General features: G+C 50.8%; 22 protein-coding genes and 1 pseudogene. 15 read left to right on the top strand and 8 right to left on the bottom strand.

From position 1 onward, the window contains the following. Positions 1–213 precede the first annotated feature (213 nt). Positions 214–807, top strand: coding sequence for an orotate phosphoribosyltransferase (locus HYT77_00490; GenBank protein MBI2066477.1), 594 nt, complete (start codon positions 214–216; stop codon positions 805–807). Positions 808–813: 6 nt separating this feature from the next. On the opposite strand, the gene HYT77_00495 is transcribed toward HYT77_00490, so the two are convergent. The 5 genes from HYT77_00495 to HYT77_00515 form a co-directional block, all read right to left on the bottom strand. Then, the gene (locus HYT77_00495) at positions 814–1,821 is read right to left on the bottom strand and encodes a hypothetical protein (GenBank protein ID MBI2066478.1); all 1,008 of its coding nucleotides are present in this window, start codon (positions 1,819–1,821) and stop codon (positions 814–816) included. Then, positions 1,808–3,163: a 30S ribosomal protein S12 methylthiotransferase RimO gene (gene rimO / locus HYT77_00500; GenBank protein ID MBI2066479.1), complete on the bottom strand. Its 1,356-nt coding sequence runs from the start codon at positions 3,161–3,163 to the stop codon at positions 1,808–1,810. Before rimO ends, HYT77_00495 begins: the two co-directional genes overlap by 14 nt. Then, positions 3,123–3,974, bottom strand: a complete 852-nt coding sequence (locus tag HYT77_00505) for a 3-hydroxybutyryl-CoA dehydrogenase (GenBank protein ID MBI2066480.1) — start codon at positions 3,972–3,974, stop codon at positions 3,123–3,125. Before HYT77_00505 ends, rimO begins: the two co-directional genes overlap by 41 nt. A 77-nt stretch (positions 3,975–4,051) precedes the next feature. Beyond that, on the bottom strand, positions 4,052–5,305 hold the full coding sequence (gene ccrA, locus HYT77_00510) for a crotonyl-CoA carboxylase/reductase (GenBank protein ID MBI2066481.1): 1,254 nt from the start codon (positions 5,303–5,305) through the stop codon (positions 4,052–4,054). Between the two features lie 47 nt (positions 5,306–5,352). Next, positions 5,353–5,847, bottom strand: a complete 495-nt coding sequence (locus tag HYT77_00515; protein ID MBI2066482.1) for a hypothetical protein — start codon at positions 5,845–5,847, stop codon at positions 5,353–5,355. Between the two features lie 195 nt (positions 5,848–6,042). Between HYT77_00515 and HYT77_00520 the strand changes: the two genes are divergently transcribed. Further along, positions 6,043–6,618 carry a hypothetical protein gene (locus HYT77_00520; protein ID MBI2066483.1) on the top strand — a complete coding sequence of 192 codons (576 nt, stop codon included), beginning with the start codon at positions 6,043–6,045 and terminating at the stop codon, positions 6,616–6,618. On the opposite strand, the gene HYT77_00525 is transcribed toward HYT77_00520, so the two are convergent. After that, positions 6,613–8,568 (bottom strand): protein meaA, encoded by a 1,956-nt coding sequence (locus HYT77_00525; GenBank protein MBI2066484.1) that lies wholly within the window; start codon positions 8,566–8,568, stop codon positions 6,613–6,615. The two genes, HYT77_00520 and HYT77_00525, sit on opposite strands and share 6 nt — an antisense overlap. A gap of 244 nt (positions 8,569–8,812) precedes the next feature. Here HYT77_00525 and HYT77_00530 point away from each other — a divergent pair, with 244 nt between their 5' ends. The 6 genes and pseudogenes from HYT77_00530 (at position 8,813) to HYT77_00555 (ending at position 12,936) form a co-directional block, all read left to right on the top strand. Continuing rightward, entirely contained in the window at positions 8,813–9,154 is a 342-nt protein-coding gene (locus HYT77_00530) for an RNA-binding protein (GenBank protein MBI2066485.1), read from the top strand. A gap of 7 nt (positions 9,155–9,161) precedes the next feature. Then, complete coding sequence (gene infA, locus HYT77_00535; protein ID MBI2066486.1) at positions 9,162–9,380, top strand: translation initiation factor IF-1; 219 nt, start codon at positions 9,162–9,164, stop codon at positions 9,378–9,380. Between the two features lie 120 nt (positions 9,381–9,500). Next, positions 9,501–10,225, top strand: a pseudogene (locus HYT77_00540) (3-hydroxybutyryl-CoA dehydrogenase). Positions 10,226–10,269: 44 nt separating this feature from the next. Then, entirely contained in the window at positions 10,270–11,667 is a 1,398-nt protein-coding gene (leuC, locus tag HYT77_00545; protein MBI2066487.1) for a 3-isopropylmalate dehydratase large subunit, read from the top strand. 97 nt (positions 11,668–11,764) lie between these two features. Beyond that, on the top strand, positions 11,765–12,391 hold the full coding sequence (gene leuD / locus HYT77_00550; protein MBI2066488.1) for a 3-isopropylmalate dehydratase small subunit: 627 nt from the start codon (positions 11,765–11,767) through the stop codon (positions 12,389–12,391). Then, the gene (locus tag HYT77_00555) at positions 12,391–12,936 is read left to right on the top strand and encodes a DUF309 domain-containing protein (GenBank protein MBI2066489.1); all 546 of its coding nucleotides are present in this window, start codon (positions 12,391–12,393) and stop codon (positions 12,934–12,936) included. The genes leuD and HYT77_00555 overlap by 1 nt, the downstream gene beginning before the upstream one ends. Before the next feature lie 3,529 nt (positions 12,937–16,465). On the opposite strand, the gene HYT77_00560 is transcribed toward HYT77_00555, so the two are convergent. Then, positions 16,466–17,650: a tRNA-dihydrouridine synthase gene (locus HYT77_00560; protein MBI2066490.1), complete on the bottom strand. Its 1,185-nt coding sequence runs from the start codon at positions 17,648–17,650 to the stop codon at positions 16,466–16,468. 28 nt (positions 17,651–17,678) lie between these two features. On the opposite strand from HYT77_00560, the gene maf reads away from it, so the two are divergent. Next, the gene (gene maf, locus HYT77_00565; GenBank protein MBI2066491.1) at positions 17,679–18,266 is read left to right on the top strand and encodes a septum formation protein Maf; all 588 of its coding nucleotides are present in this window, start codon (positions 17,679–17,681) and stop codon (positions 18,264–18,266) included. Here the strand turns inward: maf and HYT77_00570 are convergent. Beyond that, complete coding sequence (locus HYT77_00570; protein ID MBI2066492.1) at positions 18,250–19,590, bottom strand: hypothetical protein; 1,341 nt, start codon at positions 19,588–19,590, stop codon at positions 18,250–18,252. The genes maf and HYT77_00570 overlap by 17 nt on opposite strands. Before the next feature lie 68 nt (positions 19,591–19,658). Here HYT77_00570 and HYT77_00575 point away from each other — a divergent pair, with 68 nt between their 5' ends. From HYT77_00575 to aroQ, 6 genes are all read left to right on the top strand, one after another. Then, complete coding sequence (locus HYT77_00575) at positions 19,659–20,453, top strand: prepilin peptidase (GenBank protein MBI2066493.1); 795 nt, start codon at positions 19,659–19,661, stop codon at positions 20,451–20,453. A 107-nt stretch (positions 20,454–20,560) separates the two neighbouring features. Next, positions 20,561–20,767 carry a helix-turn-helix domain-containing protein gene (locus HYT77_00580; GenBank protein MBI2066494.1) on the top strand — a complete coding sequence of 69 codons (207 nt, stop codon included), beginning with the start codon at positions 20,561–20,563 and terminating at the stop codon, positions 20,765–20,767. 23 nt (positions 20,768–20,790) lie between these two features. Further along, the gene (gene aroC, locus HYT77_00585; GenBank protein ID MBI2066495.1) at positions 20,791–21,951 is read left to right on the top strand and encodes a chorismate synthase; all 1,161 of its coding nucleotides are present in this window, start codon (positions 20,791–20,793) and stop codon (positions 21,949–21,951) included. A 44-nt stretch (positions 21,952–21,995) separates the two neighbouring features. After that, the gene (locus tag HYT77_00590) at positions 21,996–22,484 is read left to right on the top strand and encodes a shikimate kinase (protein MBI2066496.1); all 489 of its coding nucleotides are present in this window, start codon (positions 21,996–21,998) and stop codon (positions 22,482–22,484) included. Beyond that, complete coding sequence (aroB, locus tag HYT77_00595; protein MBI2066497.1) at positions 22,465–23,538, top strand: 3-dehydroquinate synthase; 1,074 nt, start codon at positions 22,465–22,467, stop codon at positions 23,536–23,538. The genes HYT77_00590 and aroB overlap by 20 nt, the downstream gene beginning before the upstream one ends. Then, positions 23,535–23,987, top strand: a complete 453-nt coding sequence (gene aroQ, locus HYT77_00600; protein ID MBI2066498.1) for a type II 3-dehydroquinate dehydratase — start codon at positions 23,535–23,537, stop codon at positions 23,985–23,987. The genes aroB and aroQ overlap by 4 nt, the downstream gene beginning before the upstream one ends. Positions 23,988–23,993: the final 6 nt, after the last annotated feature.

The following is a 23,993-nucleotide window of genomic DNA, read 5'->3' on the forward strand; positions in this document are numbered from 1 at the left end:
AACCCAAGTTTTTCGGGCACCTTGAAAAACAGCCCAGATGCAAGGCGCCCGCAAGACCGTGACCGGAGCGTACTTTCGTGGTACGTGAGGACGCGGACGAAGCGGGCAACACAGCAGATGGGTAGTTTTTAGAGGTGCCCTCATGACAATCCCCTTGTCGGGGAGGGGCAGATTAATATAGGCAGCTTAAGCGTGTCCAGAAGAGAACCCAAGATGATGAAGCTCCTTGAGAAATTTGGGGCTGTTCTGACAAACGGCCATTTTGTTTACACCTCGGGTAAACATGGGTCGGCTTACATCAATAAGGATGCCCTCTATCCCCATACCACTGTTATTTCCCGTTTATGTCGTGAGTTGGCCAAAAAATTTTCACGTTCACCAGTAGAAGTGGTTGTGGCACCGGTGGTTGGTGGGGTGATCCTCTCACAGTGGGTAGCTCATCACTTGAGCCGGATGAAAAAACGGGAGGTTCTGGGCGTTTATGCCGAAAAATCCGCGGACGGTTTCATTTTGAAAAGGGGATATGATCGTTTGGTTTCCGGCAAGAAGGTTCTGGTTGTGGAAGATATCCTCAATACGGGAGGGTCGGCAAAAAAAGTGGTAGAGACCGTTCGCTCTGCCGGTGGGGTTGTGATCGGAGTGGGGGCGCTCGTGAATCGAGGTGGTGTGATCGCCAAAGATCTTGGTGGTGTTCCAAAGGTCTTTTCGCTCGTTGAACTCCCTCTCGAAGCCTGGGAGGCAAACGAGTGTCCGTTGTGTGTCCGACAACTCCCCATCAATACCGAAGTGGGGAAGGGGAAGAGATAAGAGCTTTTAAACAAAAAATCGGATCTTGGGGTCCGGGTTCGGTCGGGTCACCTCAACGAAAGTCGATTTTTTGGATGTGAGGGTTTTCAGAAGCTTTCCTTGCCCCGCTTTTTCCATCTCGTAAATTTCAATTTTGAGATCGGATTGAGAGGAGCAATAATGAAAACAAGGGGCCTCTTGAGGTGTAAGTGAGCGGAAGGCGATTGTACCTCTTTCTTGTCCTGTTATATCTCCAACAATCCGAATCTTGCCCTTCGTTGCCTCAAAGGTCCAACGATTGACATCGAATCGGCTCTTGGCCCGCCACCAATTCCATGGAGCCGGGAGGGAATAATCTTTGTCGTCACAGCGGAGTTTAAAGAGCGTGAGAAGCCTCTTTTTCATTCCGATCCGTTGTTCAAAAGAACAGCCCTCAAAATAGCCGTTGGGATCCTCCTGAAAACCGGTACAGCCTGCCCAAAGGCTTGGGCACGACTCTATCTTACCCCAGGAGTGATATTGATTGGCCGGTAGTGAGTCGAGGTGAATGCTTCTCTCTCCCAAGGTTACCTCACCACTTACGTGGCACAAATGCTGTGGAATATTACGCTTCACGGAGATCCAGGGGAGATAGTTGGCGGCAAACGGGAAGGGATTGAGGGAGTCTTGGGCCTCGTGAATTTTGAGTTCCCAGGTCATCTTTTCTCCATGGGACTGGAGTTCGCCACGGGTTCCCGAATGAAAGAGGGCACAGGATCGCAGGGCAAGGTAAAAGATATTTCGCTCCAGATGCACCTCCTCGATCGGGATTGAAAGACGGTGAAAACGGTTCTGTTGGGGATTTTTGGAATCAAAAAACATCCCGATCAGCATCGCTTCAGCGGCTCTGATTTTCGGATTGATCAACTGAAAACGAAACCAGAACGATTGTTCATTCAATCGATCCAGGCACGTGATGTCATAGCTTTCAATAAACGGTTTTTGGTTTAAGTTCCAACGGGGAAGATTCTCACGTTCTGGTTTAAGAATTGGCATAAGGTGTGGCGGTTAGATCGTAGGGCCCTGCATTTTGGATCAAGACGTCACAAAATTGACCTGCCAGGGAGCGCCCCCCTTCCAGATAAATTCTTCCATCAATCTCAGGGGCTTCCCATTCACTTCGTCCCCAGCCGCGATTTTCGTCGGATGATTCTTCTACCAAGAGTCGTATTCTGGAGCCGATTCGCCCACGATTCTTTTTGAGACTAATCGATTGTTGGAGTTTCATTAAAATTTCACGGCGCTCCCTCATAATCTTTGGAGAGAGCTGATCTGGCAAGGTGGCGGCAGGTGTCCCTTCCTCCTCCGAAAAGGTGAAGACCCCGACTCTCTCCAGTTTCGTTTCCTTAAGGAAACGGTATAATTCGTCGAACTCGTCGTCAGTCTCGCCAGGGTAACCGACGATCAATGTCGAACGAATGGCGATGTTCGGTATCTTTTTACGAAGCCTTTCAACAAGACTCCGGATGTAGTCACCGTTAGAGCCGCGTCGCATCGATTTTAGGATCCGGTTATTGATGTGCTGAAACGGGATGTCGACGTAGCGGCAGAAATTTTCAGAAGAGGCGATTATGTTGATCAACTCATCTGAAAATCTCAAAGGGTAGGCATATAGGAGGCGGAGCCAGTGGTTGCCGGCGATTTTGGCAAGTTCTTCAAACAATTTTTCAATGGTGGTTCCGTCATGGAGGTCGCACCCATAGTCGGTGGTATCTTGTGCGATCAGATTAAACTCTTTAACTCCGATCAGTTTTAAATTTTTTATCTCAGTGACAATATCTGCGATAGAACGACTCCTCTGTTTGCCCCGCAGCTTTGGGATGATGCAAAAACTGCAGGTGTGGTTGCAGCCCTCAGCAATCTTGACATACGCTGTATGCGCGGCTGTGGCCAAAAGACGAGGAGTATCGGCTTGATGAACGTAAAGCGGTTTGTGGATGTATTCTCGATTGGGGAGATCCGACAAAATCTCTGCAATTTTGGGGTAGTCGTTCGTTCCAATAAACAGATCAACCTCGGGGAGTTCCTTTGGGAGTTCGCCTTGATACCTTTGCGAAAGGCATCCGGCAACGACTAGTTTTTTACAGTGCCCGCTCTCTTTTTCTTGGGCAAGGTTAAGAATCGCATCGATCGACTCCTTTGCGGACGCCTGCAGAAATCCGCAGGTGTTGACAACAATAACCTCTGCCTCAGAGCGATCGGTCGTAATCTGATACCCCTGCGAGGCGAGTGTCCCCAACATGATCTCTGAATCAACCAGATTCTTGGGGCAACCCAGACTTTGAAGATAAACCTTCTTAGGTGTAGCTATAGACGCCGCGTCCTGTCTTCTTGCCATACCATCCGCTCTCTACATATTTCCGAAGCAGCGGGCAAGGGCGGTATTTGCTGTCACCAAAGTCGCGATGGAGAACTTCGAGGGCCGCGAGTGTCACATCCAGCCCGACAAAATCAGCCAAGGTGAGTGGTCCCATCGGGTGGTTGGCGCCGAGTTTCATGACTTCATCAATCGTCTTGGCGTCAGCGACTCCCTCCTGAAGGAGGTAGAACGCCTCGTTGATCATCGGAAGTAGGAGCCGATTCACCGCGAAACCGGGGGCGTCTTTAACAGCGGCGGGACTCTTTCCCATTGCCTTGGCGGTTTCAAAGGCGGCCGCATAGGTTTCATCCGATGTTTGTAGCCCTCGGATAATTTCAACGAGCGCCATGAGTGGAACCGGGTTGAAGAAGTGCATTCCGACAAAACGGTCCGGTCGACCACTGGCTGTGGCGAGCTGCGTAACAGAAATGGAAGAGGTGTTTGTAGCAAAAAAGGCCTCTTTTTTCACGAGTCCGTTCATCTCTCGGAAGAGGGATCTCTTCTGATCGGTGTTTTCTGTGATCGCCTCGATCAGGAGATCGACCGTGGCAAGATCCTGATACCCTCGACAGGATTTAAGATTTTGACGGGCCGATTTCTTCTGATCTGTTGTGAGCTTCCCCTTTTCAATCAGCCTCTCCCAATTCTTCTCAATTTTTCCGATCGCGGCATTGGTTTTGGGGTCATCAATGTCACGGATCCAGACCTCGAATCCGGATTGAGCCGCCACTTGTGCAATACCATGTCCCATCGTCCCGACACCGATGATCCCGATCTTTTTGATTGTCATATAATAAACCTCCTTCATTAATCTCCTCCTCTTATGTTAAGAGGGGGAGGTCTCACCGTATGGTGAGACGGGGGGAGTTATGATGCATCCCCGAAGTTTTTTGTTCCTTTTCTTTTTGCATTAACCAACACAGCCATATTTCCCGGCGGGTGTCTGTTTTCGCTCATCAGTTGATGGGCCAAGCCGGTCTCTTCAAATGAAAAGGTTTCGGAAAGGCATGGATCGACTTTCTTTTCGATGATGAGATTGTTAATCCCCCGCGCCTGCTCATCGTTTGCGAAGTGAGACCCCTGAAGCCTTTTCTGACGCATCCAATGGTAACGAAGGTCGAGGGTGGCATTGAAGCCTGAAGTGCCGGCGCAGATGGCAACCATTCCCCCGGTATCGCAGACGAACATGGAGGTTGGTATCGTTCCCTCACCCGGGTGCTCGAAAACAATCGCCGGATTTTTCTTCTCCCCAACAATCTCCCAGATCGCCTTGCCAAATGAACGAACCCCCTCAAACCATTTTGAATAGCCTTCCTTGTCCTTCCAATGGGGCATCATTCCCCAATGATCAAAATTCTTCCGGTTGATTGCCCCCTTGGCCCCCAGTTTCACGCAATAGGCTATTTTTTCGTCGTCAGAGACGACCGCTATGGGTATCCCGCCGGCCGCCTTGACAACCTGAATCGCCATAGAGCCAAGACCACCTGAACCTCCCCAAATGAGAACGACGTCTCCCTTTTGAACCGTATTTCCGGACCATCCGTGGAGCATGCGATAGGCGGTCGCTCCTACAAGCATGTAGCAGGCGGCTGCCTCCCAGGAGAGATGTTTCGGTTTAGGAAGACATTGGTGATCCTGAACACGAGTGAATTGGGCAAAACTTCCCCAATTGGTTTCATAACCCCAGATCAATTGAGATGGGGCAAGCATCGGATCTTTTCCTGCTACGATCCAGGGGTCGTTTCTGTCCCACCACCCGCAATGGACCACGACCTCATCTCCCACTTTGACACTGTGGACATTTTTTCCAACAGCCCATACGATGCCGGAGGCATCACTGCCTCCAATATGAAAGTCCTCCTCTGCCTCTTTTTTGGAGTGGAGTCGTACGACATCAACTGGCAGACCACGAGCCGCCCAGACATTGTTGTAGTTGATTCCGGCGGCCATAACGTAAACAAGGACTTCATCTGGACCGATCGATGGCACTGGCATTGTCTCAAGCTTGAAGGCATCCTTTGGCTCTCCAAACCGACTCTGGCGGATCACCTGGGCATACATTTTTTGTGGAACAACTCCTGGCGGTGGTGTCTCTCCTAAGGCGTAGATCTCTTTGACCATTGTCCCCCCTCTAAGCCTGTCAACCTAGTCGTTTTTTTCTGATTCCGTCAAGGGGACTTAAATCGGTAGTCGTTTAATGCGTCATCATAAAGGTATGCAGCTAAGATCGCTCCAGACACAACCAAGGCCGCAGACAAAAGGGCGAAACCAAGCTTCAAGTTCTTTATGCGAGTGCCCACGTCGGTAATCCAGTCCAGGTACTCACCGTTTCTCAGAATATGTCTTGTGGCAGCATCGGGCTGCCACCGTGATCGGAAACTAGGTAAGAAACACAAGGCCTCTATCCCTCCAATCGCCCCTCCTGCAAATACCGCCAGCCTCATGCGCCGATTGTGTGCCTCCCTCTCTCTCCGAAGTCCTTGATAGACATTTGAGTGAAACACCTGAGGGGTGGTCGGTGTAGAGCAGAGTGCCCGTGCGAGTTTGTCTGGATCAGTCGGTATCTCTGCCATTTCCGGGATACCATCCCGGTCCCCCAAATTATCAATGGCTCGGCAGGCGGTCATCATCTTGGCGCAGCCAGGTATTCTTAATTGTCCCATAAATCCTCCTTGTTTGGTGACCCCTCTTAATCCAAGGGGCACTGTATGCTTTTTCGGTCCTCCTGACTTACAGTTGTGAAATCCGATGCAAAAGGCTCAAGAAATCGGTCTCTGGGGAGACCACTTTTTTAGGTTTTTCAACGCAACCACTTGCTGTGGCATGCGATAGCCTCTTTAAGAAATAAGGAGGGGGGTATGATGTCTAAATTTCAATTAGTAGGACGTCTGGTCGGATGCGTGGTGGCACCTCTGGCTCTTATTGCCTGTGCCTCCACTGGGGACAGGAGAGACGATCCGCCTCTTCCCCCGGGCGATTCCTATGTCAAGACCGCAATCCGTCGGTTTCAGTATCAGTGTCTCAACCCGGTCGGTGTTCTTCCGGGCACCTTGAGTTGCAGCGACCAGATGGAGGTTATGAGGCGAACAGTTCAGGAATCGGGGCCCGGTCGCTTTCAATGTGAAACAGGAGAAGACCAGCTTGTCTGTGAGTCTTCATGGTTAGCGTTTTATCCCGGTCTCACGGCGCATGATGTCGCCTCGCGGATGATTCGTAAGGTGGGTGGTGATTTTGGGGCGGCGGGGAACTATCTCGATTCCTCTAATAACCCTCTTAGCGGCGAGGCGGATCGATTGCTGAACAACCAGTTTCAGAAGATCCGGGAGGCGAATGAGAGAGGTGAGATTAGGACCTTTGGTATCGTCGGCCTTGTTATGGAGCAGCGTGGGGGTGTTATCGGTTATTCTCTCCAGGTCTACAGCCAGCCTTTATAACAGGGCAACACTCTCCGCGAGAATCTGGTTTAGTTCGTAATCCTTCGGGGTGAATATCTTCTTGACCCCCATTCGCTTCAGCTTCCTCTTGTCTGATTCCGGGATGATGCCTCCGACAATGACAGGAAGACGGCTCATTTTTTCTTTTTTAAGGCGCAACATGATATCAGAAACAAGCTTAAGATGAGAACCGGAGAGAATGGAGAGTCCGAGGAGATGAACTCCTTCATCTCTTGCGGCGGCGACAATCTGCTCCGGAGTGAGACGGATCCCCTGGTAGATCACCTCAAACCCCGCATCACGTGCACGAAGGGCGATCTGTTCAGCGCCGTTAGAATGACCGTCTAAGCCCGGTTTGGCAATCAAGAGACGAATTCGTCCTTTAATCTTTCGACTTTTTGCCTCGACTTGCAAACGGAGTTGGTGGAAAGCCTCTGAATCAGAGGAGTCGGATCGTTGACCACCAATCCCTGTTGGGGCGCGGTACTCGCCAAAAACCTCTCTCAAGGCAAAGGTCCATTCCCCTGTCGTAACGCCAGCACGGGCGCACTCAATTGAGGCTGGCATGATATTGTCGGTCCCCTGTGCCGACTCCATCAGGCGATTTAAGGCAGATCGGACCTTCTTTTCATCCCGGGAGGCGCGGTGCCGCTCCAGTTGTCTGATCTGTTCTCGTTCCGCCTGTATATTGACCTTTAAAAATTCTTCCCTTCGTTGTCCCATTAATGGTGATTTTTCTGATTCAGTAAAACAGTTGACACCGACGACCTTTTGTTCCCCCGTTTCAATCCTTTTTAAACGGTTGCGATTTGAAGAGACGAGGGACTGTTTCATGTAGTCGAGTCCCTTCAGGGCACCGCCCATCGCCAGTATCTTGTCCAATTCGGCGCTGGCCTCTGTCACGAACCGGGCTGTTCGCTCCTCAACGATCTGGGATCCATTGAAAAGATCGGTGTACTCCAGCAGATCGGTTTCATAGGCGAGAATCTGCTGGATCCGGAGACTCCATTGCTGGTCCCATGGGCGCGGAAGGCCTAGCGCCTCATTCCAGGCGGGGAGCTGGATCGCCCGGGCCCTTGCCTCTCTTGAGAGGGTGACCCCCAACGTTTCCAGGATGATCCGGATGATGTTGTTCTCCGGCTGTTTTTCAGTCAGTCCCAGTGAGTTTACCTGGACGCCGTAACGAAGGCGACGGTATTTCGGATCTTCGACACCATAACGTGTTCGTGTGAGTTCATCCCATAATCGGACAAAGGCTCGCATCTTGAAGATCTCTTCAATGAAACGGATGCCGGAATTCACAAAGAACGAGATGCGGCCAACCACCTCAGGGAACAAGGCCGTCGGCACTTTTTGAGACTCCCTGACCGCATCAAGAACGGCGATTGCATTGGCCAACGAGAAGGCGATCTCTTGGATCGGTGTCGCGCCAGCCTCCTGCAGATGATAGGAGCAGATGTTGATTGGATTCCACTTGGGGACTTCACGGACCGTAAAGGCAATGATATCGGTCATAAGGCGCATCGAGTGTTCTGGTGGAAAAATATGGGTCCCGCGTGAGAGATACTCCTTGATGATGTCATTTTGGGTTGTTCCCTGGAGTTCCTTTCGGTCAGTTCCCTGTTCTTCAGCCACTGCGATGGTGAGGGCCAGAAGCCAAGCGGCCGTGGCGTTGATTGTCATCGAGGTATTCATTTTTCCGAGTGGAATGTCATTAAAGAGCGTTTGCATGTCATGGATATGTCCGATCGGCACACCGACCTTCCCAACCTCTCCTTTGGCAAGGGGGTGATCGGCATCATAACCGGTCTGGGTGGGGAGATCGAAGGCAACGGATAACCCCGTTTGACCTTTCGCCAAATTCGTCTTGTAAAGCTGGTTGGAGGCCTTGGCCGAGGTGTGGCCTGAATAGGTCCTTATCAGCCAAGGAGATTCTTTGTGGGCCGGCATTTTTTTGACCTTAGTACTTCGACTCGTAATGACTATGACGTATATACAAAGCCAAAAAAATCAACAAAATTACTCGCTCAGCACTAGTCCTGAGTAAATAAATTCGTGGTGGTGTTGGTGGCGAGGATTGACATACCATCCACGGTATGAGATAAAGGCCCGGAGAGTAATTGACCGTATGAGGAGTGTCCAGAAGCATAGTGCTCGTGACCTCTTTATCGGTGCCCAACCATAAGGAGGTATCATGGGCAAGAGACTGTACGTAGGCAATCTGCCTTTCACTGTAACCAGTGACCAACTCAGGGAGCATTTCTCCCAGCACGGGACGGTCGAGACAGCGGAAGTTGTTATGGACCGTTTTTCGGGCCGTAGCAAGGGCTTCGGCTTTGTCGAAATGTCGACAGACGAAGAGGCTCAGGCAGTGATTGGCAAGCTGAATGGGCAGGACTTTAGCGGTCGGCAGTTGACCGTTAATGAGGCCCGTCCGAAGACCGAGGGTGGTGGCGGTGGTGGTGGTCGAGACCGCTTTCCCCGAGAGGGTCGTGGCGGTGGTGGTGGTCGTCCCTCACGCGATCGAAGATGGTAATTGGATCTTGTCTAAAGAAGATCTCATCAAATTCGAAGGTCGCATAACCGATGCAACAGGTGGTGGTCAGTACATCGTGGCCCTGGATAACGGGGCCACGGTGACCACCAAGCTTTGTGGCAAGATGAAGCGTTTTAAAATCAGGGTTATTGCTGGTGACCAGGTAACCGTTGGTGTCTCACCCTACGATCCGACACATGGATTGATTCTTCACAGGGCCAAGTAGAGTTCATTTCAAATCATAAGCAAGAATGACGATAATCATCTTGATCTTCCTCTCTCGCTCGTCTTAAATAAAATGTTTATGATAAACATACAAACCTTTGGTGTTATCGGAGCGGGGCAGATGGGGGCCGGGATTGCCCAGTCCGCTGCCCAGTCAGGTCTTAATGTTGTCCTTGTCGACCTGAAGGAAGAGTTTTTCAAAAGAGAATCCGGGTGAGTACCCAGATGAACAATTTTGCAGAATGTGACTTTGTTGTTGAGGCGGTGACCGAGAACGAACCGATCAAGTTCCAGATTTTTTCGGATCTTGATAAGATCTGCCGACCGGATGTGGTTCTGGCAACAAACACCTCGTCAATTTCTATTACTCGTCTTGCCGGCAAGACACGGCGCCCTTCTCAGGTAATCGGTATGCACTTCATGAATCCGGTTCCGATGATGGAGCTCGTTGAAATTATCCGTGGGCTCCAGACGTCTGATGCAACCTATCAGCAAACAAGGGGACTTGCCGAAAAAATGGGAAAGACGACTGTTCTTTCCAAAGACTCCGCTGGCTTTATTGTCAATCGGATCCTTGTTCCGATGATCAACGAAGCAATCTACGCCCTTCATCAGGGGATTGGAACCGTGGAGGATATTGACAACGCCATGAAACTCGGTACCCACCAGCCGATGGGGCCGTTAGCCTTGGCGGATCTGGTGGGTCTCGATACCGTCCTCTCCATTCTGGAGGTCTTTCACGGATCGTTTGGTGATAAGTTTAAACCTTGCCCCCTTCTCAAGCAGTACGTCGATGCCGGTTGGCTTGGGAGAAAGACGGGACGGGGATTCTACAATTATTTGTAACGGTTGCCAGCGCCTTTCTCTTACACTAAGAGGGGGTGTGAGCTATGGCTTGTACCCTTTTTGAAAAAATTTGGAATTCACATATCGTCTCTGAGGTCGACGGCACCACACTTCTTTATATTGATAGGCACCTGGTCCACGAAGTAACAAGCCCACAGGCGTTTGAGGGGTTACGCCTTTCCCATCGTAAGGTGAGAAGAGCCGATCTCACGTTTGCCACGATGGACCACAACATTCCCACAGTTGATCGTTTCAACATTCGGGATGAAATTTCCCGTGCCCAGATAGAGGCACTCACAAAAAACTGTCGGGAATTCGGTATTACCCTTTACGATTTAAAGAGTAACCTTCAGGGGATTGTTCATATTATCGGTCCGGAGCTTGGCTTGACACTTCCCGGCAGAACGATTGTTTGCGGTGACAGTCACACTTCCACTCATGGAGCCTTTGGTGCGCTTGCCTTCGGTATTGGCACGAGTGAGGTGGAGCATGTTCTGGCCACTCAATGTCTCCGCCAGAAACGCCCCAGGACGTTCTGTATTGAGTTTAGTGGTCAGCTTCCAAGAGGTGTTACGGCCAAGGACATGATTCTCAAATTGATTGGATTGATCGGAACGGCGGGGGCGACGGGGCATGTTTTGGAATATACAGGGTCTGCCATTCGGTCTCTTTCTATGGAAGGGCGCATGACCGTTTGCAATATGAGCATCGAGGCGGGTGCCAAGGCGGGAATGATTGCGCCGGATGAGATAACCTTTGAATATATTGCGAGGGGAGATCGGCCCTTCGCCCCGAGAGGCCAAGAGATGGAGGAGGCGATCCGGCTCTGGAAAGCGCTTCCGTCGGATCCTGATGCCGTCTTTGATCGTAACATCACTCTTGATGCAAAAAACATTGCTCCGCAGGTGACTTGGGGAACAAATCCGGGAATGGTTGTTGATGTCGATGGTGTCATCCCATCACCAGACAATATCCCTGGGGTTTTAAAGAGGGATGCCGAGCATGCCCTTGAATACATGGGGCTTCGACCTGGAACTAAACTGACAGAGATTCCTGTCGACATTGTCTTTATCGGCAGTTGTACGAACGGTCGAATCGAAGACCTCCGGGCTGCTGCCAATATTTTTAAAGAGCGGCATATTTCAAAAAAGGTTCGAACGTTGATTGTCCCTGGCTCTCAACAGGTCAAGAGACAGGCAGAGGCGGAAGGTTTGCACAAGATATTTTTGGAGGCCGGGGCCGAGTGGCGGGAGTCGGGCTGTAGTATGTGTCTCGGGATGAATCCTGATCAGCTCAAAGAGGGGGAGAGATCGGCTTCCACCTCAAACAGAAACTTTGAGGGGCGACAAGGAAAAGGTGGGCGAACCCATCTCGTGAGTCCCGAGATGGCCGCCGCGGCGGCGATTGAGGGACGGTTTGTGGATGTGAGGAAGTGGAAATGACCCCCCTCACCCCGTAGAAATACTTATGGTTGGTCATTTTAAATTGTACTAATTGAAAGTTAATAAACCATATCACGAAGATAGAGGCGGGTGAGGGATGCAATCATTCAAATCACATCGCGGTAAAATAGCGACGCTTGACCGCGCTAACATTGACACCGATCAGATCATCCCAAAACAGTTTTTGAAGTCGATTCGACGAACGGGTTACGGGGAAAACATTTTTTTTGACTGGCGGTATCTTGCCGACGGAAATCCAAACTCCGATTTTGAATTGAACGCCCCTCATTTTCAGGGCGCTTCCATTCTGGTTACAAGAAACAATTTCGGCTGCGGCTCTTCCCGAGAACACGCGGTCTGGGCGGTTCAGCAGTACGGCTTCAAGGTTGTCATCGCTCCGCGTAAGGGTGAGATTCCGGCTTTTGCCGATATCTTTCATAATAACAGTGTCAAGAATGGTCTCCTCAATGTAGAGCTCAAGGAGGCGGAGGTGGATGAGATTTTTCAGATGGTTGACCGCTATGAACGGCTTGAGGCGACGGCCAATCTGGAAGAGCAGCGCGTGACCCTGCATCTGCCCGAAGAGATCTCCTTTCATTTTGAAATCGATCCCGTTGTCAAACGGCACCTGATCCGTGGTTTGGATGAAATTGGCCTCTCTCTGCAGCATGAAAAGGAGATTGCTGCCTTTGAAAAAAGGCATGATCCACACCGACGAAGGTAATCTTGGAAACACCGGTACCTTTTAACCCCCAATCTCCACGTTATACGGATCGTCGATTTCCCGCTTACCGTTTTATTCAGGGGATTACACCCCATCCCCGCCGTGATCCCAAGGGGTACTCTTACGGTCAGCCAGAATCTCAAATCTCATTTTTACCTCCAGAACAATGGAGACAGAATGAAGAGTATCTCTACGGTATCGATCTCTACAATTTTAACTACTGGTGGGAGGCGCATGAGGCGTGGGAGTTGGTCTGGAAAACAACCGGCAAAACTGATGATCAAGGTCGATTGTTACAAGGATTGATTCAGATTTCGGCCGGGATGATTAAATGGTGGGCCGGCTATTCTGACGGGATGAGGAAATTATTTCGAGAAGGGGTAGAGAAGATTCAGTCCTTACCCGAGCCTCATTTCATGGGGCTCGATCTTCTTACCTTTATTAATGCCATAAGGCAGTTTCAGAAACAGTTGCGTCCGCAGAACTACCCGTTTATTCATCTCTTTTTCAATAAAATAGACAAGTGGAGTTGTAAGAAACTTTAGGGAATCATTGCCGAAAAGCGGCCCGTGCCTCCCTTTGACGCAAATCTGGAGCGGTCGTCCCATGCCGCCCGTGGCTATTCGGGCTTCCCTTCCGCCTACCCACAATCCGGGGAAGAATTTTTGGGAAGCCTGAAAACCGAATACGGCTCTTTGCAAAGCTGGTGGGGGCTTACGAAATCGGCCTTTACCTATCTTGCTCCGGTTGTTGCGATCGGTTCGGGTGGGATGTTGGCCGGGGGAAGATTATTCGAGTGGATTGCCCGGACAAGGCCCAATCTTCTTCAGAGAGGTGGAGGGGTCCTCAATCGCGGAAATTTTCAACTCACCTTTGACGAACTCACCTCCGCCTGGCTCTGGACCGGGATCTTTCGTGCCAGGAATGGGGATGAGTCTTACGGAGAGGCATCCGCCAAGGACTGCGGGGAGGGGATCATGGCCCGAACCTTCTTGAACAAGAGTTTGCAAAGGGTGACGGGTGGTCCGGTCAACCAACATTTCGTCCGTTTTGTCATGATGCCTGGTTTCATGGCGCTCGGTGGCTGGCTTGCCGAGGCAACGATTGAAAGCAAAAAGAGTTATCGGGAATTCATGACCGCCAGTTGGGGATGGGAACTCGGTTACCGGTTTGTTGGTGCCTTTTCGATGATGCATGTTCAATCGAATCTCTTGCGATTACCGAAACTGGCTGGGCTGCCTTCATTGCATGCGGATGATTGGAGTTTTGTCCGGCGTGAGACGTTAAGGCAGCAATGGCCATTGGCCCTCGGAAGCCCCCTTTTAGAAAGGGGGGGCGAGAGGGGATTCTCCCAGCAATTTGCCTATGCACCTGCCCTTACTATCCTCCCGACCCTTGAGATAATTTTTCACGGGATCAAAGAGGCCGTGCAACGACCGGCGCCTGAGGTCGATCCAAGAATGCGGGAGAGAGGATGGCAAGAGGCGTTTGTTGGTGCGACCAGGATCGAGAACGAAGGAGAGGCGGCGGAGGTTATCCATTATCTTCTCAGAGATTCCGGCCTCCCACGTGACGATCAAATGGGCAATTTCGTCCGGGGAATTTTGAGGCGGTTCCCCTGGAATAATAGTCTCAAGGGCTTGGTCGATCGCCAGTATCATTCACTCATTCAACAGTGGATTGGTGGGAGGAGAAAGATTGTCAGGGCGACGCCCGATGTTGAGGAATCGGTCACAGATCCTCGTGAGAGGGAGGCGATTCAGCGTCGGATGGACGAGTTGATGCCTAGAAGAACACCGGAACAGGCACTGGATGAGATCCTGCGGAATCCGGGTGATTACAACAAGGATGACGTCCAGATTTTTTTGGGGTGTCTGTTAAGCGCTGACTGGCAGACACTCCACAGGATTGGTTGGGGTCTCCATGGCTCCCCCTTTGATGATCTTGATCCGACACGTCGCCCTTTATTGATCGAAGAGGATCCCGATGTTCAGATGATGCGATTGGCGCTCCACCCGGTTCGTCTGAAAAGGATTATTGAATTGGTGACGCCTGAGATCGCCTTTATCTGCCTTCTACAAAGAAGCTCTTGCGAGGTCCCAGAAGAGGATCCGAGGACCCCACTGCCACAGTTGAACTTCCTCCTCACCCATCATCCCGATGCCGTGAAGAAGATCGTTACGGATCTCTACAGTTATGTCGGTCTTGACCTAGATATTGCCTATGAGGGGAAAAACTTTCGTGATTTCATGCTCCCCTCTCCCGATGATCCGCCCGACCTGATTTTAAGGAAACTGGAATTGGCGCCACTCTTCGTCGCCTCACTCGCGGAGGATTTTCATGATGCCCAGGCAGAACTATTTCTACGCGCGTTTAATGCCAGGATTGACCGCCTTGCGGTCCAACTGACATTAGCCTTCACTGATGTTGATCCGGCCCTGGATGGGGTACGTGCCGCGGTTGGGTCGGCCCTGCTCCGGTTTTCTGAAAATCTGGTCCAGGCGAGGAGGACACTCTGGAACTCCTGCGACTATGCGCGGGAGAAATTTGATCGGGAGTATGGTTCCTATTTCAAGGCGCTCGATAACCTCTCTCTTCGTCTTGCGGAACACGCTGTCCCGGCCGTTTTTCATCTGGCTGTAGTTCATCAAAATGTTTCTCATCTCATTCCAACGCTCCGATGGATTATGCAAACCAAGCCGCTGCTTTGTCGTGAAGGGGTTGCAAAGTTTTGGAAGATGTTTTCGATCTTCCCTTCGGCGACCCGCCTTGAGATTGAATCGAGGCTTGCCGAGTTTCAGACCCAAGATTCCTTTCGGGCCCTTTATATCACCTTGGCCCTCGCCTCTGTGAATGAGAAGGCGTTGGTCTTTGCCGGGGAACTCCTCCCAAGGCTCTCTCTACAGGATGACAGGGCTCTTTTTTCGCGGTGGGAAAAACTCATGATCGAGTTTGGCGCTGCCTTTGGGATCGCACGACACACGCTTGACTCCGTTGATTTAACCGATCGGTCGGCGGAGGTTCATATCCAAAGGCTCGAGGTAGAATTTAGAAACAATCTCCTGGGTCCGCTGGTCGATGTCGTTGGTCTGAACGCTGACGAGGCGGCGGCCTTCAGGGCCAGTTATGAACGTCATCCTGAGGTATGGTGGCGTGAAGATCTCATCAAACATATCGCCTTGGTCTCTCAATTTTCAGAACCACTGGGGCGTGAGGCGTTAAAGCGTCTTGTTCTGCAGTTGTCACGCGCCGAGATACGGGAGGGTCGTTTTGTGACGGATCGCTATGACTATCTGCGAAAGATTTATGGGGATGTCTTTGTAGACCAGTTTGCAGAAAATCGGAGATACGAGCTGGACGAAGTGGCTGCCTCCCGGGAGAGAAAAAGTGAGGAGGAGAGGCAAAGCAGCCTCTATCGTGAGACCCTTGCTGAATTGGAACAACTTTGGATTACGGTTGGACCGACGGTTGCGGAGACGGAGAGAGAGATCGACCATGTTTTTGAGGTAGAGACGATTGATCTTCGCCTTCCCGCCCCTCAGCAACGCGAGAAACAGAGCCAGATTCGTAATAAACTGGCACGGTTGGTTCATGACCTTCGCGACGGAAATCCGGTTGAGCAGAAGGATCTTCAGGCGATCCTCTCATTTTTTCAAAGAGATCTGGGACCATTCCACACAGAGATCGATACCACGCTCGTTGAATCGATCGGCGTTTTCAAGAGGCTCCTTCGCTATACGGAAGAGATCAATCGCTTTCCAGTCTCTGAGTCGGCCCCTGACGGTTATATAGAGGTTACAGACGATCCGGGTCTCATGTTTACACGCGGGAATTACCCCTCCAAGACCTGCCATCGGACAACTGAAAGAAAGAATTTTAATTTCAACGGTGAGATCCCCAACCCTGTCTTTCTGGGACAGTTTAAATTGCTTCGACTCATCCTGACTGAAAATGGGGAGAGGGTAGAGGGGAGGATGCTTGTTGAAATTTCTGGCCCTCCAGAGGCGCCGGTTTTGCGTGGGACGAATCTTTACTCCAACGGTTTCAGGCTGGCCGAATTGATGCAAGCGGCCGTCAGGCTTTATGGGGGGCAATTGGGTATTTCAAAAGAAAGGATTTTTCTCCCCGATGAGCAGGAGACGAAAGGGACAAAGCCGCCAATACCGATCGATCCGAGGGATCATTTTCCGGGGATGTTTGCACTATTGAGGGAGTAACCTGCAGGAGCCTGCAAAGCTCGTCAAGGTTCTGCGCCTTCATCGCCATCGATCTTAAGGTTGCGGCCCCTGAGATGTTTCGCAGGTAGCCTGAGAGATGTTTTTTGACCCCCTCGAAGTGATTCCCCTGACGGATCTCTTGGTAGTAGCGTGCATGCTCCAAGGCGACCCCGAGACGCTCTTCACGGCTCGCCTCCCTGTTCTTAAAAATCCAGGGGTTGCCAATGGCTGAGCGGCCGATCAAGACCCCATCGACCCCGGTCTGTTCGATGCGGCGAATCGCCTCCTCAAGAGAGCCTAAATCACCATTCCCCAGAATAAGGGTTCCACTCCTTTTTGCGATAGGGACCGCCTGTCTGATCGCCTCCCAGGAGGCAGAGCCCCGGTACATCTGTTTTAAGGTCCTTCCATGGATCGAGATCGCCGCCGGATGTTCAGACAAAAGGGTTTCAATCCATTGTTCAATAACGATCGTATCAAAACCGATCCGCGTCTTGACCGAATAGGGAATCAGACGACGCATCGTCTTTTCTCGGGAACCTCTTTTTTCATTCATTCGGTTGACGAGGGTGATGAGCTCTTCAGAAATTTTAAGTTCCTCGAGTGTCTGACCATGTGACCAGTCCTGAATTGCGGCCCGTGTGGCACGTATAATTTGCAGGGCCAGGGTGGGAAGAGTGATCAGTTTGGCCCCGCAATTCTGATTGGTGATCTTTTTGGCAGGGCAGCCCATATTGATGTCGATCCCGTCGAATCCGAGTTCGCAAACGACATGGGTTGCCCGATAGAAGTCATCCGGGTTCTGGCCAAAGATTTGAGCGACAACGGGCCGTTCGATCTCCGTATATTCAAGACCTCCGATGATTTTATCGGGGGCATAAAAAAGTCCCGTAGCGGTCGTAAATTCAGTGAAGGTGACATCAGGGGCACCGTAACGTGCGGTAATTGCCCGGCAGGCGGCATCGGTGACTCCATCCATCGGAGAGAGCCCGATAATCGGTTTCAACAGACGACTCCAAAATCCCAAAAAAGGCTGGTTCATCCGCCGCTTATAGGGCACTGTTATCGGAATGACAATCCGCTTTGTTCTCGCCTCAACCTCGCCTCGCCGCTCTGAACTTTTGCGCACCCTCGGGATCCCTTTTGAGACGATCTCTCCCTTGTTTAAGGAGGTACCGACAGATCATTCTGTCTCGGACGAGGCTCTTTATTTTGCGGAGGCAAAGGCCCGGTCGGTCGCCAAACTCTATCCCAAGGCATTGATCCTTGGGAGTGACACCCTCATCGAACTGGAAGGGGAAAAGATTGGAAAACCGGAGAATGACGACATGGCCAGAGAGATTCTCAAAAAACTCTCCGGTAAAACACACCGGTTGTACACAGCGGTTGTTTTATTGAACACGAACGATGATTCGATCCGTCGTCATGTGGAAGAGGTTTTGATCACGTTTCGGGAAATTTCTCTTCAGGAGATTGAGGCATATGTTGCAACGGGAGAGCCGATCGGGAAGGCGGGGGCTTATGCGATCCAGGGGGGAGGGAAAAAGTTTGCAATCGACATCAAGGGGGATTTGCAGGCGGTGGTTGGCCTTCCGTTGAGGGTGATTCAGCAGTGGTTAAAGGAATTTATGGGGCACGACACTAACGAGAAAAGGTAATGGAACTTCCGTTTTCAAAAGAGATCGGACCGTCGGTGAGGTCATCAATCGTGACGGTTGTTTCTGCCAAGAAATCATCATGCGCCCTTGTGGCCGGGGCGGGGCACTGGGAAATATCCCGCTCAACAATCACAACGGTCACTTCAGTTGCTCGATCTTCCGGCAAATGACCTCTTAAAGCGGCCGATAAATTTACAAACTCAAGTCCACCCACTTCAACCCCTTCCAGTCCCTCTTCTTCCCCTGCACAGGCGAAGGTTCCACCCGTAGAGGGATCAATGAGATGGACCTCGATTTCTGAGAGAGAGTGTTCATTGTTGGATCCCAGGACCTTTATGCGATCAACTTTTAGTCCTCCCTCCTCAATCGGTGCTAGTGTTGCGAAGAGCGGCTCGTAGGTTTCCAGGCTCCCAATCTCGAGTTGTGCCACGTTGGTATCAAGGGGCAGGCTCTCTCCCCGTTGAAGATCGGCAAGGGTCATGACCTGTGAAGTTGCCAGTACCCGGTCTTTCCAGATATCAAAGGGGCCCGGACAGGCGCCTTCATCGCGATCGACCAACAGGAGACGCAGCCAGGTCGCCTCGGTTGTTTCAGGCATCGATCTGATTTTTACAAAGGGGTAGAGGAGGTTGTCATAATCGACCTCGGGCTCATCGACCGATTCAAGTCCCTCATTCGGACCGATACAGGCGAGTGTCCTGTTGGTCCAGACATCGACGAGGTGGATCTCAATCTCTGGCCTTGAACCCTCCCCATATTCAGTGGACATGAATCGAAGCGATTTAAGTCGCAGATTTAAAATCTCAGAGAGGGTGATGGGTGTTGTTTCTATTGTTCTCTCTTGGAGTGCGAGGTAGCCCGTCTTCTGGTCTTTTAGCGAGAACGAACCGGAAGTGAATTGATCGTAGGTCAATTCCTTGGTTTCACCGAGGAGTTTACTGTTTGTCGCATTTATTTGATTTGGGCAGTGTCGCGAATCCCTTTCATAAATAGCGAATTTGAATCTGGAGACCTCCGTCAGGCGGGAGCCTTCTATCGGGATAAGGGTAGCGTCAAGTTCCGTGTAGTCAGTTCCAGGTTGCTGGACAACCTGCATACCATGTTCCTGTCCGGCACAGAGGACGGCGTGGCCGGTTGTGGAATCAATGACATAGACTTCTATTTCGGCATTCCGATACTCCACAAAGTCTTTTTCAAATCGGAGACCCTTGACGTGAAAAAGCCTAAGCTCATCCAGGGAGACGGGGATTGGTGGAACGGAACTTCCCCCTCCACAGGCAAGAAGGGCGGCAGCTAGTAGCAGAACAGGAAGGATACGCCTCATTTGGGGTTATTATCGGTTCGTCGTTGAACCCAGTTTCCATTGTTTTTCTTATGTGATATGGAGGGGTTATGCCACCTCTCCTCATTTTTCTCCTGGTTTTGTTTGGGCTTTCGATCGGCAGCTTTTTAAATGTCGTCATTGCCCGCCTCCCAAAACAGCACTCAATTGTCGTTCCCCGATCCCACTGCCCTGATTGCGGGCTCTCCCTCCATTGGTACGATAATATTCCCCTCTTAAGTTATCTCCTGCTCGGAGGGCATTGTCGCTTCTGTAAGAAGCCGATCTCCTTTCGGTATCCTCTTGTGGAGTTGATATCCGGTTTTCTTATTTTTCTTCTTTATCTGCAATTCGGAGATGTCAAAATTGTCCTTCTTTATTTTCTTTTTTTGGCCTCCCCCCTCATCGCCATCACCTTTATTGATTTGAGCCACAAGGTGATCCCGAATGTTATCTCACTCCCGGGTATTCCCGCAGGTCTTCTCGTCTCCCTTCTCATTTACGGTTTCCAGGTTGAGATTCTTTGGCGCTCTCTCATCGGGATGGCCGCGGGTGGCGGGCTCCTGTTTCTCATCGCGTGGCTTTATGAAAAGTTAAGAAGGCGTGAGGGGATCGGGATGGGGGATGTCAAATTGATTGCGATGCTTGGTGCCTTTTTGGGCTGGAAGGGTGTTTTTTTCGTCCTCATGATCAGTTCACTCTTGGGTTCATTAACAGGGCTTGTGATGATGGTCATCTCCAGGAAAAATCTTCAGTACGAAATTCCATATGGGCCTTTTCTTGCTGCCGCCGCGCTCCTCTATCTTTTTATCGGGCAGGAGATGATTCATTTCTATTTTGAGGTCACCGCGCACCTTTATAATTAGACTTAATTATATTATAATTTTATATAATTATGGTCTTATTTATTTTATCTATACTATTTTGTTTAAACGGGACTTTTCTTGTGATATAGGAATGTCTTGTTGAACGAATGACATCCCATAAAAAAAACAACGTAAGGAAGATTCGCGAAGAGCTCTTGATCAGCAAGGCTGAACTGGCCAGAAAGGCGGGAGTCTCTGCCCTGACGATCAATCGGATAGAGGCAGGCCTGGAGTGCCGCATGGATACCATGAGAAAGATCATTTTGGCCTTAGGACTCAAGTTGTCTGATAAAGACAAGGTCTTTTCTGTTTAGACGAGAACCCTCGGATTTTTTCTATGCTTCGATACCTCACGGCTGGTGAATCGCACGGCAAGGCCCTCGTTGTCATTTTGGAGGGGATTCCTGCCGGTGTGCCGGTCAAGGAAGAAGAGATTAATCGGCAGCTTGCACGGCGCCAGAGGGGATATGGTCGCGGAGTCCGGATGAAAATTGAGCAGGATCGTGTCGAGGTTCTCTCCGGCATCCGGGCTGGAAAAACGCTCGGTTCACCGATTGCCATGAAAATTGACAATAAAGATTGGGCCCATTGGTCAAAGATCATGGATGTCGCCCAGGATGATGAGGGGCAAACCAAGGTGGTTCACCATCCCCGTCCCGGTCACGCCGATTTGGCGGGTGGGATGAAATATGACCACCACGATCTTCGGAATATACTGGAGAGGGCGAGTGCGCGGGAAACAGCGGCCCGAGTGGCAGCGGGGGGCGTGGCTCGCATTTTTCTGGAAGAGTTCGGTATCAAGGTGGTCGGTCATGTGATCAATATCGGTGGTGCTGTGACGGGTGTGCAAAGGCCATCCTGGAAGGAGATTGTCAAAAAATCTGAAGAGAGTCCGGTTCGTTGTATCGATCCGGAGGCTGAAAAGAAGATGATTGCCAGAATTGACGAGGCTAAAAAAAATGGGGACTCCCTCGGAGGGGTTTTTGAGATCATTGTGGAAGGGGTGCCGGTTGGGCTTGGCAGTCACGTTCAGTGGGACCGCAGATTGGACGGACGACTGGCCCAGGCCGTTATGAGTATCCAGGCAATCAAGGGGGTAGAGATCGGGAACGGTTTTACGTCGGCCAACCTTTTTGGATCGGAGGTTCACGACGAGATTTTTTACAAAAAAGGGCAAGGGTATTATCGGAAGACAAACAATGCCGGCGGGCTCGAAGGGGGGATTTCCAACGGGATGCCGCTTGTGCTTCGTGCCGCTATGAAGCCGCTCTCCACGTTGATCCGTCCGCTCCAGTCGGTCCATATTATCACCAAGGAGATTCATCTGGCCACGGTGGAAAGGACGGATGTCACGGCGGTTCCGGCGGCGGCCGTGATCGGTGAGAACGTTGTCGCCCTGACACTCGCCGAGATTTTTTTGGAAAAATTTGGTGGAGACTCCCTCAAAGAGGTTCGGCGAAACTACGAAGGCTATCTGGAGCAGACGGAAAAATTCTAGTCTTTATGTTGGGTAAAAAGAACAGGATTATTTTAACAGGCTTCATGGGGACCGGGAAAACAGTTGTTGGCAAGATGTTGGCCGAGAAACTTTCCTATCAATTTCTGGATACCGATCAGATGGTGGAGCAGGAGGCCAAAAAGACCGTCATGGAGATTTTTGAAAGGGAAGGGGAGACCTCCTTTCGCCGGAGGGAGAAGGAGATGGTCAAGAAGGCACTTCAAAAAGAGAAGGTGGTTATTTCCACCGGTGGGGGTGCCGTGATGGATCCGGAGAATCTGGCGTTGTTCAAGGAAAATGGCCTTCTGATTGCCCTTTCGGCGACACCGGAGGTGATCTATGAAAGGGTCCGCTCCATGAAGACAAGGCCTCTCTTGAAAGATCGGGATGAACTCCAGACGATCAAGAACCTGCTTTCCAGTCGGTCTCCCTTCTACCAGAAAGCCGATCTTATCCTGGATAGTAGTGGCAATCATCTTGAGTCCGTTGTGAGCGAGATAATGAAGGCGCTTCATGAAAATTCTAAAAGCTGATTTGCGGTCGCGTCGTTATGAGGTTCATGTCGGTCGTGAAGAGGTTTTCAAAAAACTTGTTTTTCTCTTAAGGGGAACCTCTCCGGTTCTTATCACAACAGCCCCCATCGCCGCTCGCTGTCTCCGGTCACTCGAGAGAAGATTGGGATCGGGCATACCATTTAGGAAAATACTGATTTCAGACGGGGAGCGGTTCAAAAATTCAAAAACGGTTGAGTCCGTTTATCGACGACTACTTCAGATAGGGGCTGATCGAAAGACGCCCTTGTTGCTATTGGGTGGCGGTGTTGTCGGTGATCTGGGCGGATTTGTCGCCTCCACTTATTTGCGGGGGCTCCCTTATTTCCATCTCCCTACCACCCTGCTTGCCCAGGTTGATTCGAGTATTGGAGGAAAGGTCGGGATTGACCGGCCGGAGGGGAAAAATCTTATCGGTTCCTTCTACCAGCCATCGGCTGTTTTCTGTAATGTGGCCTCTCTCCTCTCCCTGCCGCGTCGTGATTTTCTCTCTGGCATGGCAGAGGTGATCAAATATGCCTTGATCCGTGACGAAAATTTTTTCAGATTCCTCATGGCCCACCGGGATGGGATTCTTGAGAGAGATTTGTCCCTCATGGAAGAGATCGTTGCTCGGTCGATTCAACACAAAATTTGGGTAACGACTCGGGATGAGAGAGAAGAAAAAGGACTCCGGGAAATCCTCAATTTTGGCCATACCTTTGGACATGCCCTGGAAAAGGAGACGGCGTACCGCTCTTTTCGTCATGGAGAGGCAATCTCTATCGGAATGGTGATCGCCACGAAGATATCGGTCCGTCTTAAGCTTTGCCATCCTGGTCTGGTCGAGGAAGTCAAAGGGGTCTTGCGATCATTCCGATTACCAACGGAGTCCCCCTCTTTCGCCCCTTCGCGATGGCTGCGGGCAATTCGGGTTGACAAAAAGAGCACAAGGGGGATGATTCATTTTGTCTTTTTGAAGGGGATCGGTCGTGTCATTGTTGAAACAATAGCACCGGAACGTCTGGTTCGGTTTGTCGGGGAGGGCTCGACATGAAGGCTTCAAAGAAAATACTGGTTATTCACGGTCCCAACCTCAATCTTTTGGGAAAGAGGGAACAGAAGATTTATGGAAAGGTGACGCTCTCCTCGATCAATGAGGCGTTGGCCCGCGAAGCGAAAAAGGAAGGCGTCGGGATTGAGTTTTTTCAGTCAAATCACGAGGGGGAGATTGTGAGCAGGATTCAGAGGGCTGATCAGGATTGTGATGCGATCGTTATCAACCCGGCTGCCTTTACCCATACCAGCGTGGCGATCCGCGATGCGATTGCGGCAATCTCGGCGCCTGTCATCGAGGTTCACCTGTCCAACATTCATGCCCGTGAGGCATTCCGAAAGGAATCGTATATTTCACCTGTCGCACGGGGCGTTGTGTTTGGTTTTGGAAAGGGGAGTTACCTGCTCGGATTGAAGGGAGCGATCTCTCTTTTAAAAAAGGGTACTTAAAACGTT

It is taken from the genome of Deltaproteobacteria bacterium, from assembly GCA_016180855.1.
GTDB lineage: Bacteria > UBA10199 > UBA10199 > JACPAL01 > JACPAL01 > JACPAL01.

Excerpts from the sequence above, each read along its gene's own strand:
- HYT77_00525 (MBI2066484.1), bottom strand. The coding sequence starts at position 8,568 with ATGCCGGCCCACAAAGAATCTCCTTGGCTGATAAGGACCTATTCAGGC.
- HYT77_00490 (MBI2066477.1), top strand. The coding sequence starts at position 214 with ATGATGAAGCTCCTTGAGAAATTTGGGGCTGTTCTGACAAACGGCCAT.
- HYT77_00575 (MBI2066493.1), top strand. The coding sequence starts at position 19,659 with ATGCCACCTCTCCTCATTTTTCTCCTGGTTTTGTTTGGGCTTTCGATC.
- HYT77_00570 (MBI2066492.1), bottom strand. The coding sequence starts at position 19,590 with ATGAGGCGTATCCTTCCTGTTCTGCTACTAGCTGCCGCCCTTCTTGCC.
- ccrA (MBI2066481.1), bottom strand. The coding sequence starts at position 5,305 with ATGGTCAAAGAGATCTACGCCTTAGGAGAGACACCACCGCCAGGAGTT.
- aroQ (MBI2066498.1), top strand. The coding sequence starts at position 23,535 with ATGAAGGCTTCAAAGAAAATACTGGTTATTCACGGTCCCAACCTCAAT.
- maf (MBI2066491.1), top strand. The coding sequence starts at position 17,679 with ATGACAATCCGCTTTGTTCTCGCCTCAACCTCGCCTCGCCGCTCTGAA.
- HYT77_00560 (MBI2066490.1), bottom strand. The coding sequence starts at position 17,650 with ATGAACCAGCCTTTTTTGGGATTTTGGAGTCGTCTGTTGAAACCGATT.
- HYT77_00520 (MBI2066483.1), top strand. The coding sequence starts at position 6,043 with ATGATGTCTAAATTTCAATTAGTAGGACGTCTGGTCGGATGCGTGGTG.
- HYT77_00580 (MBI2066494.1), top strand. The coding sequence starts at position 20,561 with ATGACATCCCATAAAAAAAACAACGTAAGGAAGATTCGCGAAGAGCTC.
- rimO (MBI2066479.1), bottom strand. The coding sequence starts at position 3,163 with ATGGCAAGAAGACAGGACGCGGCGTCTATAGCTACACCTAAGAAGGTT.
- leuD (MBI2066488.1), top strand. The coding sequence starts at position 11,765 with ATGCAATCATTCAAATCACATCGCGGTAAAATAGCGACGCTTGACCGC.
- HYT77_00515 (MBI2066482.1), bottom strand. The coding sequence starts at position 5,847 with ATGGGACAATTAAGAATACCTGGCTGCGCCAAGATGATGACCGCCTGC.
- aroB (MBI2066497.1), top strand. The coding sequence starts at position 22,465 with ATGAAAATTCTAAAAGCTGATTTGCGGTCGCGTCGTTATGAGGTTCAT.
- HYT77_00590 (MBI2066496.1), top strand. The coding sequence starts at position 21,996 with ATGGGGACCGGGAAAACAGTTGTTGGCAAGATGTTGGCCGAGAAACTT.
- HYT77_00530 (MBI2066485.1), top strand. The coding sequence starts at position 8,813 with ATGGGCAAGAGACTGTACGTAGGCAATCTGCCTTTCACTGTAACCAGT.
- aroC (MBI2066495.1), top strand. The coding sequence starts at position 20,791 with ATGCTTCGATACCTCACGGCTGGTGAATCGCACGGCAAGGCCCTCGTT.
- leuC (MBI2066487.1), top strand. The coding sequence starts at position 10,270 with ATGGCTTGTACCCTTTTTGAAAAAATTTGGAATTCACATATCGTCTCT.
- HYT77_00505 (MBI2066480.1), bottom strand. The coding sequence starts at position 3,974 with ATGACAATCAAAAAGATCGGGATCATCGGTGTCGGGACGATGGGACAT.
- HYT77_00495 (MBI2066478.1), bottom strand. The coding sequence starts at position 1,821 with ATGCCAATTCTTAAACCAGAACGTGAGAATCTTCCCCGTTGGAACTTA.